15 protein-coding genes are annotated in these 13,765 nt (G+C 54.3%); 9 read left to right on the plus strand and 6 right to left on the minus strand.

What is annotated here, in order from left to right:
- Positions 1–14: 14 nt before the first annotated feature.
- The 7 genes from petA (at position 15) to TRICHSKD4_RS12495 (ending at position 5,578) form a co-directional block, all read left to right on the plus strand.
- Positions 15–575 carry a ubiquinol-cytochrome c reductase iron-sulfur subunit gene (gene petA / locus TRICHSKD4_RS12465; RefSeq protein ID WP_009759369.1) on the plus strand — a complete coding sequence of 187 codons (561 nt, stop codon included), beginning with the start codon at positions 15–17 and terminating at the stop codon, positions 573–575.
- A gap of 24 nt (positions 576–599) precedes the next feature.
- Positions 600–1,865: a cytochrome b/b6 gene (locus tag TRICHSKD4_RS12470; RefSeq protein WP_009759370.1), complete on the plus strand. Its 1,266-nt coding sequence runs from the start codon at positions 600–602 to the stop codon at positions 1,863–1,865.
- Positions 1,866–1,893: 28 nt separating this feature from the next.
- Positions 1,894–2,736, plus strand: coding sequence for a cytochrome c1 (locus TRICHSKD4_RS12475; RefSeq protein ID WP_040616803.1), 843 nt, complete (start codon positions 1,894–1,896; stop codon positions 2,734–2,736).
- A gap of 151 nt (positions 2,737–2,887) precedes the next feature.
- A complete protein-coding gene (locus TRICHSKD4_RS12480) occupies positions 2,888–3,766 on the plus strand; it encodes an S-methyl-5'-thioadenosine phosphorylase (RefSeq protein WP_009759372.1) in 879 nt (292 codons plus the stop codon).
- Positions 3,767–3,873: 107 nt separating this feature from the next.
- The gene (locus TRICHSKD4_RS12485; RefSeq protein ID WP_009759373.1) at positions 3,874–4,422 is read left to right on the plus strand and encodes an adenine phosphoribosyltransferase; all 549 of its coding nucleotides are present in this window, start codon (positions 3,874–3,876) and stop codon (positions 4,420–4,422) included.
- A gap of 12 nt (positions 4,423–4,434) precedes the next feature.
- Positions 4,435–5,088: a 5,6-dimethylbenzimidazole synthase gene (gene bluB, locus TRICHSKD4_RS12490; protein WP_040616804.1), complete on the plus strand. Its 654-nt coding sequence runs from the start codon at positions 4,435–4,437 to the stop codon at positions 5,086–5,088.
- Positions 5,089–5,098: 10 nt separating this feature from the next.
- Positions 5,099–5,578: a GNAT family N-acetyltransferase gene (locus TRICHSKD4_RS12495; RefSeq protein WP_009759375.1), complete on the plus strand. Its 480-nt coding sequence runs from the start codon at positions 5,099–5,101 to the stop codon at positions 5,576–5,578.
- Positions 5,579–5,603: 25 nt separating this feature from the next.
- On the opposite strand, the gene TRICHSKD4_RS12500 is transcribed toward TRICHSKD4_RS12495, so the two are convergent.
- Together TRICHSKD4_RS12500 and TRICHSKD4_RS12505 are read right to left on the minus strand one after the other, a co-directional pair.
- Positions 5,604–6,095 (minus strand): MaoC family dehydratase, encoded by a 492-nt coding sequence (locus TRICHSKD4_RS12500; protein ID WP_009759376.1) that lies wholly within the window; start codon positions 6,093–6,095, stop codon positions 5,604–5,606.
- Positions 6,092–6,550 (minus strand): MaoC family dehydratase, encoded by a 459-nt coding sequence (locus TRICHSKD4_RS12505; protein ID WP_040616849.1) that lies wholly within the window; start codon positions 6,548–6,550, stop codon positions 6,092–6,094. The genes TRICHSKD4_RS12500 and TRICHSKD4_RS12505 overlap by 4 nt, the downstream gene beginning before the upstream one ends.
- Before the next feature lie 152 nt (positions 6,551–6,702).
- On the opposite strand from TRICHSKD4_RS12505, the gene TRICHSKD4_RS12510 reads away from it, so the two are divergent.
- Positions 6,703–7,569, plus strand: a complete 867-nt coding sequence (locus tag TRICHSKD4_RS12510) for a GyrI-like domain-containing protein (RefSeq protein WP_009759378.1) — start codon at positions 6,703–6,705, stop codon at positions 7,567–7,569.
- 30 nt (positions 7,570–7,599) lie between these two features.
- Here TRICHSKD4_RS12510 and TRICHSKD4_RS12515 read toward each other — a convergent pair whose 3' ends face one another.
- Positions 7,600–9,378 carry an SLC13 family permease gene (locus TRICHSKD4_RS12515; protein ID WP_009759379.1) on the minus strand — a complete coding sequence of 593 codons (1,779 nt, stop codon included), beginning with the start codon at positions 9,376–9,378 and terminating at the stop codon, positions 7,600–7,602.
- A gap of 33 nt (positions 9,379–9,411) precedes the next feature.
- On the opposite strand from TRICHSKD4_RS12515, the gene TRICHSKD4_RS12520 reads away from it, so the two are divergent.
- Entirely contained in the window at positions 9,412–10,575 is a 1,164-nt protein-coding gene (locus tag TRICHSKD4_RS12520) for a zinc-dependent alcohol dehydrogenase family protein (RefSeq protein WP_371256766.1), read from the plus strand.
- Positions 10,576–10,666: 91 nt separating this feature from the next.
- Here TRICHSKD4_RS12520 and TRICHSKD4_RS12525 read toward each other — a convergent pair whose 3' ends face one another.
- The 3 genes from TRICHSKD4_RS12525 to TRICHSKD4_RS12535 all read right to left on the minus strand — a co-directional run bounded on the left by TRICHSKD4_RS12525 (position 10,667) and on the right by TRICHSKD4_RS12535 (position 13,717).
- Complete coding sequence (locus TRICHSKD4_RS12525; protein WP_009759381.1) at positions 10,667–11,350, minus strand: fumarylacetoacetate hydrolase family protein; 684 nt, start codon at positions 11,348–11,350, stop codon at positions 10,667–10,669.
- 68 nt (positions 11,351–11,418) lie between these two features.
- Complete coding sequence (gene ychF / locus TRICHSKD4_RS12530; protein WP_009759382.1) at positions 11,419–12,519, minus strand: redox-regulated ATPase YchF; 1,101 nt, start codon at positions 12,517–12,519, stop codon at positions 11,419–11,421.
- A 169-nt stretch (positions 12,520–12,688) separates the two neighbouring features.
- Positions 12,689–13,717: a ribonuclease T gene (locus TRICHSKD4_RS12535; protein ID WP_009759384.1), complete on the minus strand. Its 1,029-nt coding sequence runs from the start codon at positions 13,715–13,717 to the stop codon at positions 12,689–12,691.
- Positions 13,718–13,765 lie beyond the last annotated feature (48 nt).

Below are 13,765 nucleotides of genomic sequence, written 5' to 3' on the forward strand. Positions count from 1 at the left end.
GAGAGGACGCGACCTTGGCACATACGGATCAGGCGGAACCGACCCGCCGCGATTTCCTCTATATTGCGACTGGCGCTATGGGCGCCGTCGGAGTGGGCTCAGTAGCATGGCCCTTTATTGATCAAATGAACCCGGATGCATCGGCGCTTGCGCTGGCTTCTATCGAGGTCGATGTTTCGGCTGTCGAGGAAGGTCAGTCGATCACGGTGCAATGGCGTGGTAAACCGGTCTTTATTCGCTATCGTACGGCTGAAGAAATTGATGCCGCGAACAGCGTTGAAATTGAAGACCTTCCGGACCCGCTGGCTCGAAATGCAAATCTGGCAGCCGATGCACCGGCCACAGACGTCAACCGTGGCGCTGAAGGCAAGGAGCAATGGATTGTTCAGGTCGGCATTTGTACGCACCTAGGGTGTGTGCCTCTTGGCGATGCTGGCGAGTTCAACGGCTGGTTCTGCCCATGTCACGGTTCTCACTACGACACAGCCGGTCGTATCCGCAAAGGCCCAGCACCTGAAAACCTGCTGATCCCGCCATTTGCGTTTGTCGACGATTCAACAATCAAGATCGGCTGACGGCCAGGATTTGAGGAGAAACCCATGGCTGGACATTCTGAATATGTTCCGCAAAGCGCTGGTGCGAAGTGGCTTGAAAGTCGCTTGCCGGTTATTTCGCTTGTCCGCGGTTCGTTTGTAGACTTCCCGACGCCGAAGAACCTGAACTACTGGTGGACATTCGGCGGTATCTTGTTCTTCGTGCTGATCTCGCAGATCATCACCGGTATTGTTCTGGTGATGCACTACACGCCGAGCACCGCTGCTGCATTCGACAGCGTTGAGCACATCATGCGTGATGTGAACTTCGGTTGGCTCCTGCGCTATCTGCACTCTAACGGCGCATCGATGTTCTTTATCGCCGTTTACATCCACATTTTCCGTGGTCTCTACTACGGATCATACAAGGCTCCGCGCGAGATTTCCTGGATCCTCGGTGTCATTATCTTCCTCTTGATGATGGCCACCGCGTTCATGGGATACGTTCTGCCTTGGGGTCAGATGTCCTTCTGGGGTGCTACGGTTATCACCAACCTGTTTGGCGCATTGCCGCTGGTCGGTGAGACAATCGTAACTTGGCTGTGGGGCGGTTTTGCGGTTGATAATCCAACCCTGAACCGGTTCTTCTCTCTGCACTATCTTCTGCCGTTCATGATCTTTGGCGTTGTGCTGCTGCACGTTTGGGCATTCCACACGACAGGCAACAACAACCCGACAGGTGTACAGCCGAAGACCAAGCAGGACACGCTGCCGTTCCATCCGTACTACACGGTCAAGGATCTGTTCGCGATCGTCATCTTCATGATCTTCTTCGCGTGGTTCGTCTTCTATTCGCCGAACTACATGGGGCATGCGGATAACTACATCGAGGCAAACCCGCTGGTTACGCCTGCGCACATCGTTCCGGAATGGTACTTCCTGCCGTTCTACGCGATCCTTCGCGCAGTGCCGGACAAGCTGGGCGGTGTTCTCCTGATGTTTGGTGCGATTGCGGTTCTGTTCATCCTTCCGTGGCTGGACACATCCAAGGTTCGCTCCGGTGCTTACCGTCCGCTGTTCAAGCAGTTCTTCTGGATCTTCGCGATCAACGCAGTTGCTCTTGGTTACCTCGGTGCCATGCCAGCTGAAGGTTGGTACGTGATCTTCTCCCAGATCTGCACAGCCTATTACTTCGCGCACTTCCTGATAATCCTGCCGCTGCTGGGCTTCCTTGAGAAACCCGCACCGTTACCGGCCTCCATTTCCGAGGCGGTTCTCAAGGGTGGTTCCGGAACGCCGGCCGGTGCTGTATCTGCACCGGAAACCAAGTAACGCGAGCCGATCAGGAGTTTTGAGAAAAATGAGCACCATGATCAAAATGGTTCGTGCACTCACCGCTGCAGCTGTCATCGCAGTTGCAGCCCCGGCTCTCGCGGCCGGCGGCCACAAGCCGAATATCGAGCAGTACGAATGGTCCTTCGCAGGTCCATTCGGCACCTACGACTGGGCACAACTGCAGCGTGGCTTCAAGGTCTATCAGGAAGTCTGTCAGGCCTGTCACGGAATGCGTTTGATTGCCTTCCGGAATCTGATGGAAGAAGGTGGCCCAAGCTTCACTGAAGATCAGGCCAAAGCGATCGCTGCGGACTACATCATCGTTGATGGTCCGGATGATTACGGCGACATGTTTGAGCGTCCGGCGATCCTCGCCGACCGCTTCCCGTCTCCGTTCCCGAACGAGCAAGCTGCGCGTGCCGCCAATAATGGTGCGTATCCACCGGACTTTTCGCTCATCGCGAAGGCCCGTGCTGCGCACCGTGGTTTCCCGTGGTTCGTGTTCGACATCTTCACGCAATACGCGGAACTGGGTCCAGATTACATCACGTCACTTCTGACTGGCTATGTTGAGCCACCAGAGGGCAAGGAAGTCCCGGAAGGTCAGTACTACAACGATGCGTTCCTGGCTGGTGAGTTCATCTCCATGGCTCCGCCGCTCTCTGATGAGCTGGTCGAGTACACAGACGGAACTCCGATGACGACTGAGCAGTATGCGAAGGACTTGTCAGCGTTCTTCATGTGGGCAGCTGAGCCGCATATGGAAGCACGTAAGCAGATGGGCTTCCGCGTGATGCTCTTTCTGGTGATCTTCGCCGGTTTGCTCTACTTCACCAAGCAGGCAATCTGGCGCGACGTGAAACACTAAGTTTCAGTCCCGCAAGTTATCTAAGGCCGCCGATGAATTTCGGCGGCCTTTTTCGTATGGACGACCAAATCGGTGCCGGAGGTAAAAGCGGTTTGACAGCGTGAGAGATTCGCCTCCATATCTGTGCCGAGTTTTTTGGCGAGGGGCGGATATGACCAAGACAGTTCTCGGTGTAGTGGGCGGATCGGGCATTTACGATTTGCCAGGTTTGGAACAGTCTGAGTGGGTCAGCGTTGAGAGCCCTTGGGGCGAGCCATCAGATCAGGTTCGCATTGGCCGTATTGACGGCGTGAAGGTTGTTTTTCTTCCCCGCCACGGCCGCGGCCATGTGTATTCACCGACCGATATCAACTACCGCGCCAATATCGATGTGTTGAAGCGATGTGGTGTTACCGATCTCGTTTCTGTCTCCGCATGTGGTTCACTTAAAGAAGATTTGGCACCGGGCACGTTTGTACTGGTCGATCAATTCATTGATCGGACTTTCGCCCGCGAAAAGAGCTTCTTTGGTGCTGGTTGTGTTGCGCATGTTTCCATGGCGTTTCCGGTCAGCCCTAAACTGGTGGATACTGTTGAAGCGGCGGCCCGGTCTGAAAACCTGTCCTATCGTCGAGGTGGAACCTATCTCGCCATGGAAGGTCCACAGTTCTCGTCCCTTGCGGAAAGCCATCTTTATCGCGGGTGGGGCTGCGATGTGATCGGCATGACCAATATGCCGGAAGCGAAGCTCGCCCGCGAAGCCGAGATTTGCTACGCCACCGTTGCCATGATCACTGACTATGACAGCTGGCACCCGGATCACGGCGAGGTGGATATTCAATCCATCATTCAAGTCTTGAAAGACAATGCCTCCAACGCGCAGCGCCTTGTCGCGCGCATTGCTCGCGATATTCCGCGAGAGCATGAAGACTGCCCGGTTGGCTCAGACAAGGCCCTTGAATACGCGCTTATGACGGCCCCAGAAGTTCGAGACTCCGAACTGTTTGCCAAACTGGACGCGGTGGCTAGGCGGGTCTTGAAACGCAACTGACCGGCACTGGCAAAACAACTGCCCCTTTGTCTTTTCCTTTGTTATAACCGGCTTCGGCTTGATTTTGCTTCAAGTCTCCGCCCCGCTTGACCAACGCGAGAGAGCTTATGTCAGACCAAACGGTTCAAGACGAACTCATTGCTTCCATCCGCACCATCAAGGATTATCCGAAAGAAGGCATTCTGTTTCGAGATATCACCACATTGCTCGGCAATGCCCGTGCATTCCGGCGTGCGGTAGATGCACTCGTGCAGCCCTGGGCAGGGTCAAAAGTGGATCAGGTTGCCGGTATCGAGGCGCGCGGGTTCATTTTGGGCGGTGCTGTTGCGCACCAACTCTCTGCCGGTTTTGCGCCCATTCGCAAGAAGTGTAAGCTGCCTCATGAGACCGTTCGGATTGCCTATTCTCTTGAGTATGGCATCGATGAAATGGAAATGCACAAGGACGCCATCAGACCGGGTGAGAAGGTCATCGTGGTGGATGATTTGATTGCGACTGGTGGCACCGCAGAAGCTGCCTGCAAATTGTTGAAATCTATCGGCGCTGACATTGTTGCTGCGTGTTTTATCGTAGATCTTCCGGATCTCGGCGGGCGCAAGAAAATTGAAGATCTTGGCGTTCCGGTCCGCACTCTTGTGGAGTTTCCCGGTCACTGACGGTGCGCTGAGATGACTTTGCCAGAAACACAGCCGGTGTTTGATGAGAGCTTTCGGGAGTGCTTTGAAAAGCTGCTTCAGTGGCGTCGGGATGTACGCCATTTTAAAACTGATCCAGTCCCGGAAGATGTTCTGAACCGCGTTTTGTCGCTGGCGGATATGGCACCTTCTGTCGGAAACAGCCAGCCTTGGCGCATTGTTCAGGTAGAAGGCCTTGAACGCAGATCTGCAGTCATGGAAGCGCACACAGCGGCAAATCGTGCCGCGCGCGAAAGCTATGGCGAAACAGAGCAAGGCAAAGCGTATCGCAGCTTGAAACTGGCGGGGCTTCGCGAAGCTCCCGTTCATCTTGCGGTGTTTGTTGACCCGAACCCGGAACAGGGCCACGGGCTTGGCCGTGCGACCATGCCAGAGACGCTGGCCTATTCTGCAGTCGGCATGATCCAGACGCTCTGGCTTGCAGCGCGGATCGAGGGGATCGGTCTTGGGTGGGTCTCCATTCTGGATCCCATAAGGACAAGTTGTATTCTTGATGTTAACCCAAGCTGGAGTTTTATTGCCTATCTTTGTCTTGGATACCCGGAAAAGAACTATGATGCTCCAGAGCTTGAGCGAAAAAGATGGCAGGCAAGGACGCCACTTTCCGACCGGATTTTGAAGCGGTGAGGACACGCGCATGACTATTATCGTTCGATCGACGCAGGATGAGGATCATGATGTGATCCATGACCTGCTGGTGAACAGGTGGACCAGCCCGGAAATGCTGCTGGATGGCGATCTGATTGATGCGTCTCAGCTGCCGGGGTTTGTTGCCTTTGAAGGAGACGAGCTTGTCGGCCTGGTGACCTTGATCATTCGCGACGATGAATGGGAAATCCTGACCCTTGATAGCGTCAATCGCTGGGGTGGCACCGGCTCCAAGCTCCTTGAGGCCGTCATCAATGATGCGCGGACCAAGGGCGTGAATCGTGTGACAGTGCGCACCTCCAATGACAATCTGGATGCGTTTCGCTTCTATCAGCGACGGGGCTTTCGAATGGAGCGTGTCCAACCCGGTGTGATCGATGAAGAGCGCGCCAAAAATCCCGAAATTCCGCTCCGTGGTGATTACGGTATCGAAATTCACGACGAGGTCTTGTTTGGTCGTGAGCTATAGGGTCAGCACCCTTCGGACACTGAACCTAAGCGTTTGCTATTTGAGGGCGGCGCTCAAGAAACACCTTGCTTTTGAATGAGAACACCAGATCGCCTTGCTGGTTAGTACCAAAATTGTCAGCGAAGATAAGACCCCACGCCGGGCGCTTTGACGAATTTCTGGTTGCCGCCACGACAGAATAGTAGCTGATTGTGTCGCCAGCATAGACCGGTTTCATCCATTTCAAGTCTTCAAAGCCGGGTGAGGGGCCATAGCGGGCAGGTTGTCGCCCTTCTTGAAGGGCTTCAGCGTGAAGCCGTGTATGGGTGGTCACAAGCAATTTCATGTAAACGGATGCTGTGTGCCATCCAGATGCGCAGAGCTTGCCAAAATGGGTCTTGAATGCCGCTTCTTCGCTTAAGTGAAAGGGTTGAGGATCGTATTTCGAGGCGAAACGAATGATCTCTTCCTTGGTGAACTGGTGGGAGCCAAGGTCCAACCTGTCCCCAATCGCGTAGTCTTCCAGAAATTTGCTCATGACACCGCACCCCGTTTTTTGAAAAGGATGGGGTTTTCCTGAATCATGACCAAGGCGCCGTCCTGCTTGGTGACCTTAATCTTCAGAGAAACAAGACCAAGATCGGGTTTGGATTTGAGTTCTCGCGCCTGTGTAACCTTGGCAGTCGCCTTCAAAATATCTCCAGGATAGACAGGGGCCTTCCAGCCAAGATCTTCTATTCCGGGAGACCCCTGACAGGTGCTGTTGTTCAAGAGGTTCTTGGCAAGAAGTGCCATCGTCATCGATGCTGTGTGCCAGCCGGACGCAGCCAAGCCTCCCAACATGGAAGCCTGTGCCGCCTTTTCATCCAGATGAAAGGGTTGCGGATCGAACTCTTGGGCGAATTCGATGATTTCATCCTTTGTGACTTCCTTCTGGCCGAGGTCAAACTCTTCACCAGCTGAAAAATCTTCGAAGTGGAGTTTTTCTGACATTCCATTTGGATAGCGCAAGTCAGCTTGTGTGACGAGCGCAAACTTACGGTGTCGCGGCTTCACTTCCGCAAGATTTATCAATGGCGGCCTGTTAGGATCTTTTTGTCGGTGCTGACATTCCAAACAGTTGAAAATCAGAGTGAAATCAGATCATGCCTGCACCAGATCCGAGCTACATGAAACGCTTTTCGCGTGTTATCGATTATATTAGCGACAATCTGGATGGTCCGCTTGACTTGAACACACTGGCGGATGTCGCTGCCCTGTCTCCCTGGCACTGGCACCGGATTTGGCAATCAACCTTTGGGGAATCTGTTGTGGCCACAGTCCGCCGGATGCGCCTCTTTCGCGCGGCGGCTGATTTGGGACGGACAGATCTTTCGCTGGACAAGATTGCAATCCGGGCCGGGTACAGCAGTCAGGCGGCCTTCAACCGGAGTTTCAAGCAAGCTTTCCAACAAACCCCTGCAGCCTATCGGGAACGAAGTGGCCACAGGGTGTTCAAGGATTTGGACCCTATGGCTGCTCTGACAGTGAATGATGGAGGTACTGCCATGTACAGCGTTGAAATTCGTTCAATTCCTTCAGAGACCTTGGGAGGTATTCGCCACAAAGGGCCATATATGGGAATTTCCAAGAAGTTTGAGCAACTGGTCGGCTACTTGGCAGTCAATCGCCTCTTCAGCAAATGTGGGGCAATGAACGGGCTCTATTGCTCCGATCCGACGTCTGTTCCCGAAAACGAATTGGATTCAATTGCCGGCATCGTCGTAGAGGAGGATTTTCCTTTCGATGACATGGTCGAGCGGTTTGAGACGCGCGGGGGTGATTATGCGGTTCTCACGCATAAGGGACCCTATTCTGAATTGGCGTCTGCCTATCAGTGGCTTTATGGGGCCTGGATTACATCATCTGGCCGTGAGCCTGATGATGCCCCGGCGATGGAAATCTATCTCAACAATCCGCGGGAAACACCGCCGAGTGACCTGTTGACGGAAATCTGCATGCCGCTGAAATAGGTGTCAGGGCTTCTGGCCGCTCTGATTTTATCAAAGCGGCCAGTAGATCAGGATAGCCGGCAGGGCGACAGCCATGACCAATAGTTCCAAGGGCAAGCCCATTCGCCAATAGTCTCCAAACTTGTATCCACCCGGCCCCATGATGATCGTATTGTTCTTGTGCCCAATGGGGGTCAGGAAGGCACAGGATGCGGAGACGGCAACCCCCATCAAAAATGCATCCGGGTTCACATTCAATGTGTTGGCGATCTGAACTCCAATGGGCGCTGCAATCAAACATGTGGCCACATTGTTGAGAAAATCAGACAGCGTCATCGTCACCACCATCAGCAGCGCAAGGGTGACCCACGCCGGGGCGGTTTGGGTAACCGTTACGATGCTATCGGCGATGAGCTGCGCATTTCCTGACGCCTCGAAGGCCTGTCCCAGGGGAATGAGCGACCCTAGAAGAACAATCACCTTCCATTCAACCGCTTCATAGACCTCAGAGCCGCTGACGAGCCCGCTGGCCGCATAAAGGATCGTGCAGGCTGCAAGGGCGACGGGTAGATAAACCAGGCCTGCAACAGCTGCCAGAATGGCGAGCGCAAATCCGGCAATTGCCAATCTGGCTTTGTTACGCTGCATGACGTCTGTCTGCTTGCCTTCAAGCGGGAGAACACCCAGCCAGCTCGTTGCAGTGGCAATGCGCTCGCGTGATCCCAAGAGCAGCAGCACGTCGCCGGGTTCGATCTCCATATGGCGAACCCGTTTGTGAACATGGCGTCCCTGTCGGGAGACGCCAAGCAATGTTACGCCATGACCATAAAGGAGGCTGAGACTGAATGCGCTGCGCCCCACAATGCGGGCCCCGTCCGGTACAATGGCCTCGCGAAGGGCCAAACCGCCGCCAGTGATCCCCGCCTTGTGCTTTTCGGACCCTGCAAATTCCAGCTTGGCCGCCCCCATGAAGGCCTCAATGGCTTTGGGGTCACCTTCGACAACCAGATAATCATCCTTGTTGATAGGTTCGCGTCCTGCAAAACCTCGAATGCGCCGCCCATGGCGGATCAGACCAACGATGTTGATGTCCTTGTCATCAGCCAGCGGATAAAGATCGCCAACGGTCATTCCCTCTTCACCGATGGAGGCTTCAGCTATCTTCAATTCAGCAACATAGAGGCTTTCGACGGGATCTTCGTCTTTGCTGCCCGCCTGAAAGCGTTTGGGCAGGAGCCGCCAGCCAACAAAGGCCACAAAAAGAATGCCAACGGTGGCGACCGACAGTCCGACCCAGGCAAAGTCAAACATCTGGAACGGCTCACCCAAGGCGTCCTGCCGGTATTGGGCAATCACGATGTTGGGTGGTGTCCCGATCAGCGTGATCATGCCGCCGAGGATCGTGGCAAAGGAGAGCGGCATGAGGGACAGGCCAACCGAGCGGCTGGCTTTCTTTGCGGCTTCAATGTCCAGCGGCATGAGCAATGCCAATGCAGCCACATTGTTGATGATGGCAGACAGGCCAGCGCCTGCGACTGAGAAGATGCCGATATGGCCCGGCAAACTGCGATCTGCAGAAATCAGCTTGCTTGCAAGGAGTTCAATCGCGCCGGAGTTCATCAGGCCGCGCGACACGATCAGTACCAGCGCAATGATAACTACGGCTGGGTGACCAAAGCCGGTGAAGACATTATCCGTTGGAACCAGCCCGGCAATTGTCCCGACAATGAGCGCTGCAAAAGCCACAAGATCATACCGAACTCGCCCCCAAATCAGCAAAGCGAACACAACGCCAAACAAGGCAAACAGGGCGGATTGCTCAAAGGTCACAGGCGCATTTCTCCAGACGGACGACCAGAATCAATGATGAGGGGTACCGTAGGAGAGATTACAGAATTTTTGGGAACAAATTCGGGAAGGTTGAATCATTATATCCGATACCGGAATACTGAAATCATTTTCCTGCTGTTTATATTGGAATTTCTCAATTTATTTTCCTTCCAGACGAACGAAACCCATTTTCCTCTGGAGACGAAAACAATGAAAGCAATGGTGCTTAGATCATACGGCGATGCAGCTGAATTTGAAGCAACCGAAATGCCAATGCCGGAAGCAAAAGCTGGCCAGATTTTGGTGAAAGTCGCTGCTTCAAGTGTGAACACCGTAGACACAATGATCCGTAATATGGGGAAGGACCTGCCGCTTTCGCCAGAACTTCCTGCCATACTTGGAATGGATTTTGCCGGAACCGTTGAGGCCGTTGGGGAAGGGGTTACGGGTTTTGCGTTAGGTGACGAGGTTTATGGTTGCGCAGGAGGCTTAGCCGATCTGCAAGGCTCACTGGCAGAATTCATGGCTGCTGATGCGAAGCTTGTAGCCCACAAACCCAAATCCCTTACCATGCGCGAAGCTGCAAGCCTTCCCCTTGTTGGTATTACCGCGTTCGAAGGTTTGAAGCGAGCAGGCGTAAAACAGGGGCAAAAGGTGCTCGTGCATGGCGGTACTGGCGGAGTGGGCCATTTGGCCGTTCAGCTCGCCAGGCAATTTGGCGCAGATGTTTACACCACAGTGTCGGGAGCACAGCAGGCGGAGGTTGTTGCTGGTTATGGAGCGACAGCAATAAACTACACGCAGGAAAGTGTGACAGACTACGTTTCGCAGCACACAGGTGGAGCTGGTTTCGACGTGGTTTACGATACCGTAGGCGGCGCCAACATGACGAACTCATTTGAAGCTGCTGCTTTAAATGGTCATGTCAGCACGACGGTTTCCTTGCTTGAACTGGATCTGACACCAGCGCACTTCAAAGGCCTTTCGATCCATGTCGTCTTTATGCTGATCCCGATGTTGTATGATCACAAACGAGAAATACACGGCCAAATCCTGGCAGAGATTGCTGCGATCGTGGATGCGGGCGGGTTAAAGTCCCTACTGGATGAGAAACAGTTCACTATTGATAGTGTTGGCGAAGCCTATGCAAGGCTTGGAAGCGGTCAGGCGATGGGCAAGGTTGTCGTAGAAAACTAGAACCGGTTTTCTGCCGCATGGACTTGCGGGACGCCGAGATTACAACGCGCGAAGCGGTTGTTTGCTTTGCGAGGGTGCTATTGGGTTAAGGTCAAATGACCTTAACCCTGAGCGGTGGTAACCCGTCGATTTCGCCAACCATCACATCACCTTTTTGCACTGGTCCCACACCAGCTGGTGTGCCGGACAGGATAACGTCGCCAGCGGCCAGTTCGAAATATTCGGAGAGCGTGGAAATGATCTCCGGAACCTTCCAGATCATCTGGTTCAGATCGCCATTTTGTGACCCGGTGCCGTTGACCATAAGGCTGATCTTGCCTGCCGAAAAAGAACCGGTTTCCGTTGCCGGGACGATTTCTCCAATCGGTGCAGATTTCTCAAACGCCTTGGCGACTTCCCACGGGCGGCCTGCTTTTTTGGCATCAGCCTGAAGATCGCGGCGGGTCATGTCCAGACTGACGGCATAACCGAAGACGTGATCAAGCGCGGTCTCTACCGAAATGTTCGTGCCGCCGGATTTCAGCGCGACGGCCAATTCGATCTCGTGATGAACGTCCGAACTCTGGGGCGGGTAGGGGAACTCGCCAGAAGGGGTCAGGTTGTTCGGGTTCTTTTGAAAAAAGAACGGTGGCTCCTTGTCCGGGTCGTGTCCCATTTCAATGGCGTGGGCTGCGTAGTTCCGGCCAATGCAGTAGACACGTCGAACTGGAAAAACATCATCTGTATCTTTTACCGGCAGAGTGACTTGGAGAGGTGCGGGAAAAACTGTGTTCACAACTAAACTCCGCTGAATATGAGTATGTGAAAGTGAAAAGACCGGCTGTTCAGCCGGTCTCTCAAATGTCAGGTGTTGAATTTGAAGAGCATCACATCGCCGTCTTTGACGATGTATTCCTTGCCTTCATCACGGGCCTTGCCAGCTTCCTTGGCCGCGGTTTCTCCGCCAAGGCCGACATAATCGTCATACCCAATGGTCTGGGCGCGAATGAAACCGCGTTCAAAGTCAGTGTGAATGACGCCAGCTGCGCCCGGTGCCTTCGTGCCTTCGGTAATCGTCCAGGCGCGGGTTTCCTTTGGACCCGCGGTGAAATAGGTGATTAGCCCAAGGAGATCGTAGCCAGCGCGGATCAGACGGTCGAGGCCCGGTTCTTCAAGGCCGATTGTATCGAGGAAGTCTTTTTGCTCTTCTGCATCGAGCTGCGAGATTTCCGCTTCAATGGCAGCTGAAATCACAACCGCTCCAGCGCCTTCCTCGGCAGCTTTCGCCTGAACCTTTGCGGACAGGGCATTGCCCTCAGAAGCAGACTCTTCTTCAACGTTGCAAACGTAAAGGACCGGTTTGGAGGACAAGAGGTTCAATCCGTCGAGCATTTTTTGCTCTTCAGCGTCTGCCACCTCCAACATCCGTGCCAGCTTGCCATCTTGAAGCAATTCAAGCGCACCTTCCATGATGGGAAGAACCGCTTTTGCTTCCTTGTCGCCCGTAGTTGCTTTCTTCTTGAGTGGCGCGATGCGGCGCTCAAGGCTTTCCATGTCGGCGACCATCAGTTCAGTCTCAACCGTATCGGCGTCGGCAATCGGGTCAACCTTGCCTTCAACGTGCGTGATGTCGCCATCTTCAAAGCAGCGCAGCACGTGGACAATGGCGTCGACTTCTCGAATATTGGCCAGAAACTGGTTGCCGAGGCCCTCGCCCTTAGAAGCACCGCGGACCAGACCGGCAATATCCACGAAGGTGATGCGGGTCGGGATGATCTCTTTGGAACCGGCGATCCCGGCGATCGCATTCAGCCGGGTGTCTGGTACGGCAACTTCCCCGGTGTTCGGCTCAATTGTGCAGAACGGGTAGTTGGCGGCTTGCGCCGCCGCCGTCTTGGTGAGCGCGTTGAAGAGCGTGGACTTACCGACATTCGGCAGGCCAACAATGCCGCACTGAAATCCCATGTGTGGTCGCTTTCGGGTCTGATCTCTTGATGTGTTGCCGCTATGTGCCGGATGGGCGCGGTCAGGTCAAGAGAGCAGGTGCGGTGAGGGCGCATTCGCGCGCTGTTTTGGCCGATTGAATGAAGCAGGCAGCAACACCACCTGCTCGAACGTGTGAGACTGCTGTCGTTTATTGCAGGCCTGCAAGGTCCAGAAACCCTTGCGGGCACCCTTTTGAGACAGGACTGGCTGCACGCATCAGGTCGCCCAAATCAGCGGTCGGAGAGATGGTACCTTTCAGGTGAACCCAAAGTTCTCCAATCAGCACTCGGCCCTGATCTGAGGTGCACTTGACTTGAACAGCTTCTCCGGCCCCCACCCCTAACGCCTCATCGAAGCGTGAGCGGATGTCATCGGCTGTAACGGTCTGTCCTATGTGGTCCTGCAAGAACCGTCCGACAGTCGATGAATTGACGGCATCCGTGATCAAAAGCGTATCGGCATAGTATTCTTCCGCGCCGCCTTCGCCGCGATAACAGGTGCCGTGTTTGATCCATTCGTGCCGGTCCAGATGACTTTGGGTGCCAGGCATGGCAACGTTGAGTGCATTGCGAAGGTCATCGGAAAGGTCCACCTCTGGCAAGTCACCCCACGTTTCCGGTTTGTCTATCTGTTTGATGCTGTTTGGGACGCCGCAGTAAAAATTCCCGTTGGGCTGAGGCCACAAGCCATGCACGGAGAGCTGCCGGGTCGCATGAACAAGATTTCCCGCATTAAGGGCTTCGCACTCATCCTTGTTGGGACGAATTTCGCAAAATGACGGTTGCCAGCTTAGCGTCATCAAATTTTCGGTCGATTCTGCGCCCGGAGATGGCTGAACGGGGTTTGAGCCGGGGGGCACCGGGGCGGTTTCTGTCTCGGCTGCTACAACATGGACACCACAAGATGTATGCACCCATCTGGCATTTGTGACTGGAGCACCGTCGATACGGATTTGAAAATAGTCGCCGCCCGGTTTGTTGATTGCGATCATGTCATAGGCGCGGCGGATGGATGTCGTTATGCCGCCGGGATTGGTGAAGCGGTTCTTGGATTGATAGGCCTCGCATTCTTGCTCAGCGATAAAATACCCTTCCAGCTTTTCTGCCGCCCACGTTGGGGCAGGGGCAAACAGCAAAGCAGATGCAATGGCAGCAGGGCCAAAGGAAAAACGAAACATCAGGCAATTCCTCAAATTGAAAAAACAACGTGGGAAGAATTGCTGGAT

Origin of the sequence: Roseibium sp. TrichSKD4 (assembly GCF_000148725.1) — a bacterium.
Classification (GTDB): Bacteria; Pseudomonadota; Alphaproteobacteria; order Rhizobiales; family Stappiaceae; genus Roseibium.

What these genes read in the sequence shown, in the direction of transcription:
- TRICHSKD4_RS12470 (WP_009759370.1), top strand. Translation starts at nt 600, where the DNA reads ATGGCTGGACATTCTGAATATGTTCCGCAAAGCGCTGGTGCGAAGTGG.
- TRICHSKD4_RS12475 (WP_040616803.1), top strand. Translation starts at nt 1,894, where the DNA reads ATGAGCACCATGATCAAAATGGTTCGTGCACTCACCGCTGCAGCTGTC.
- TRICHSKD4_RS12480 (WP_009759372.1), top strand. Translation starts at nt 2,888, where the DNA reads ATGACCAAGACAGTTCTCGGTGTAGTGGGCGGATCGGGCATTTACGAT.
- TRICHSKD4_RS12485 (WP_009759373.1), top strand. Translation starts at nt 3,874, where the DNA reads ATGTCAGACCAAACGGTTCAAGACGAACTCATTGCTTCCATCCGCACC.
- bluB (WP_040616804.1), top strand. Translation starts at nt 4,435, where the DNA reads ATGACTTTGCCAGAAACACAGCCGGTGTTTGATGAGAGCTTTCGGGAG.
- TRICHSKD4_RS12495 (WP_009759375.1), top strand. Translation starts at nt 5,099, where the DNA reads ATGACTATTATCGTTCGATCGACGCAGGATGAGGATCATGATGTGATC.
- TRICHSKD4_RS12500 (WP_009759376.1), bottom strand. Translation starts at nt 6,095, where the DNA reads ATGAGCAAATTTCTGGAAGACTACGCGATTGGGGACAGGTTGGACCTT.
- TRICHSKD4_RS12505 (WP_040616849.1), bottom strand. Translation starts at nt 6,550, where the DNA reads ATGTCAGAAAAACTCCACTTCGAAGATTTTTCAGCTGGTGAAGAGTTT.
- TRICHSKD4_RS12510 (WP_009759378.1), top strand. Translation starts at nt 6,703, where the DNA reads ATGCCTGCACCAGATCCGAGCTACATGAAACGCTTTTCGCGTGTTATC.
- TRICHSKD4_RS12520 (WP_371256766.1), top strand. Translation starts at nt 9,412, where the DNA reads ATGATGAGGGGTACCGTAGGAGAGATTACAGAATTTTTGGGAACAAAT.
- ychF (WP_009759382.1), bottom strand. Translation starts at nt 12,519, where the DNA reads ATGGGATTTCAGTGCGGCATTGTTGGCCTGCCGAATGTCGGTAAGTCC.
- TRICHSKD4_RS12535 (WP_009759384.1), bottom strand. Translation starts at nt 13,717, where the DNA reads ATGTTTCGTTTTTCCTTTGGCCCTGCTGCCATTGCATCTGCTTTGCTG.